Source organism: Bradyrhizobium sp. PRIMUS42, from assembly GCF_023006515.1.
GTDB lineage: Bacteria > Pseudomonadota > Alphaproteobacteria > Rhizobiales > Xanthobacteraceae > Bradyrhizobium.
The window spans coordinates 1-626 of record NZ_JALBGZ010001453.1; the positions used below are offsets into that span (position 1 = coordinate 1).

Here is a 626-nt window from a genome sequence, read left to right on the forward strand (position 1 = left end):
CTGCTTGGCGTGAGTGCCGAGGAAATCGCCGGCAGCGGCACTGGGATCGATGCGGCCGGCCGCGCACACAAGGCGCGCGTGATCGATGCCGCGATTGCGCTGCATGGCGTTGCGGGTGCGTCGCCCGAAAAAATCATGTGTGCTGTCGGCGGGCTCGAGATCGCAGCGATCTCAGGCGCGATCATCGCGGCCGCGCAGCGCCGCATCCCCGTGCTGATCGACGGCTTCATCGTGTCGGTGGCAGCGCTCGCCGCAGCACGGCTGAACCCGTCATGCCAGCCGTTCCAGCTGGCCTCGCATCAATCGGCCGAGCAGGGGCATCGTCTGGTGCTCCGCGCGCTCAATGTGCAACCGCTGATCAGCCTCGACCTCAGGCTCGGCGAGGGATCAGGTGCCGCCATCGCGCTGCCGCTGGTGCGCCTCGCCTGCGCGCTCCACAACGGCATGGCAACATTCGCGCAAGCCAACGTGCCTGACAGACCTAGCTGATCCGCTGGTTGACGGACACGATGCGCCAGCCGGCCGCGAGGCGATCGATCCGGGTCAGCGACAGCGGATCGATCACGAAGCGCAAGGCTGCCTGCGGCGTGAGATCCAGCGCGATGCAGAGCGCGGCGCGGATGGTG

General features: G+C 67.9%; 2 protein-coding genes. One reads left to right on the forward strand and one right to left on the reverse strand.

Annotation, left to right across the window (positions count from 1 at the left end; genetic code table 11):
- A partial coding sequence (locus MOV75_RS41015) for a nicotinate-nucleotide--dimethylbenzimidazole phosphoribosyltransferase (RefSeq protein ID WP_247008557.1) occupies positions 1–489 on the forward strand: 489 nt, incomplete at its 5' end.
- On the opposite strand, the gene MOV75_RS41020 is transcribed toward MOV75_RS41015, so the two are convergent.
- On the reverse strand, positions 482–626 hold a 145-nt coding region (locus MOV75_RS41020; RefSeq protein ID WP_247008559.1), incomplete at its 5' end, for a histidine phosphatase family protein. The genes MOV75_RS41015 and MOV75_RS41020 overlap by 8 nt on opposite strands.